This is a genomic window from Acinetobacter sp. YH16052 (genome assembly GCF_013417155.1).
Classification (GTDB): Bacteria; Pseudomonadota; Gammaproteobacteria; order Pseudomonadales; family Moraxellaceae; genus Acinetobacter.
Window position 1 is genome coordinate 1 of sequence record NZ_VPEO01000132.1, and the last position, 1696, is coordinate 1696.

The following is a 1696-nucleotide window of genomic DNA, read 5'->3' on the forward strand; positions in this document are numbered from 1 at the left end:
GATTGAAGATGATATTGTCGCGACCAAAAATGGTCCACTGAACTTAACTGCGAAAGTGGTGAAAACTGTAGACGAGATTGAAGCGTTGATGGCTGCGGCCCAATAAAAGCCGTACAGGTCAAAAGCCGGTCAGAAGATCTAATGCCAGTCAGTTAAGCAAATTTTAGTAAAATGTAGTAAAAATGAGTGTATGTAAATACGCTCATTTTTTTATGTCTTTATCTGAACATTTAGAATCCACTCTTGAACATGCTCTCCCATCACTCAACCATTTTTGTGAACTTATTGATTTAAATTGGATTGAAACAAGCCTGCATCAAACAGGTAAGGCATCGATCAGAAGGAGAAAATTACCTGCTGAGCACGTGGTTTGGCTTGTTCTTGGGCTTGCCTTGTTTCGCAATCAACCCATCAGCTATGTGGTAGAACAATTAAAACTCGTGTTTGGTACAACAGATTATTGTGTTCCTAGTGCAGCTGTCCAAGCTCGACAACGTTTAGGTCGAGAACCCTTAGCTGCCTTATTCTCCTTAATCAGCCAAGCATGGTTTGATGAATCACAACAACAATATTCAACCTTTCAAGGTCTTAGTGTATGTGCTGTTGACGGGGTGGTTTGGTCTATGCCGCTGACCGAAGAGAACTTTAATCATTTTGGCTCATCTAAAGGTAAAACTGCTGTAGCACCTTACCCACAAGTTAGAGCCACGTGTCTAGTGAATACCAATACTCATGAAATCATAGATGCCCAAATAGGCAGTATGGATCAAGGTGAACTCACATTAGCAAATCAATTATCTCCTCCAGCACAAAGTATTACTTTGTTTGATCGAGCTTATTTCTCTGCTGATTTTTTAATAGGCTGGCAAACACGTGGAGAATCAAGCCATTGGCTTATGCGAGCTAAAGATAATTTACGTTATGACATAATTAAACGGAATTCCCCACATGATTTTCATATCAGGATGCCAATATCAGCAAGAGCCAAAAAACTTAATCCAGCATTAGGAGATTACTGGGAAGCACGTTTAATTGAAGTTGAGCAGGCAGGAAAAATCCGCCGTTATATCACTTCATTATTAGATTCAAAGACATATCCAGCTCGAACTTTAGCAAAGTTATATGCTCAACGTTGGGAGATAGAGATGTGTTACCGAGAAATTAAAAGCAATTTACAGGAAGGTAAGCACTTAAGGAGCAAACAGCCAGACTTAATTTATCAAGAATTATGGGGTGTCTTGATTGCTTATAACGTGCTGAGAAGACAAATGAAATATATGGCTCAACGTGCCAAAGTAAGCCCGTTGAGGATCAGTTTTCATATTGCATCTATTGCCCTTCTTAATTTACTCAGATTCGACTCTTTGGCTTCTGCAGGTAATCTACCCAAACATCTGGAAAGTTTAATGGAGAAATCTAATCGGTATGTTATACCTGAGAGAAGAGTGAGGAGTTATCCAAGGGTTGTAAAAGGAAAACCTCAAAAATACCCAAGAAAAAGCCAGTCAATCTCTTAACTGACTGGCATTACACTTTACAGTGGGTTTTTACTACATTAACTCATCAAGGTGATGCTCTAAGAATCTAAGCATATGTTTTAATTTTATTGAATTGTTACAGTGACAGGTTTTGCATAAATCGTATAGGTGTAATTTGGTGCCATCGTATATTGATAGCTTGGCATGACATAAGCTGT

Annotated in this window: 1 protein-coding gene; it reads left to right on the top strand. The window is 38.9% G+C overall.

Translation table 11 applies throughout. The features are described from left to right. Positions 1-212: 212 nt before the first annotated feature. Positions 213-1517, top strand: a complete 1305-nt coding sequence (locus FTV42_RS16675; protein WP_180039236.1) for an IS4 family transposase — start codon at positions 213-215, stop codon at positions 1515-1517. The last annotated feature ends 179 nt before the right edge of the window (positions 1518-1696 follow it).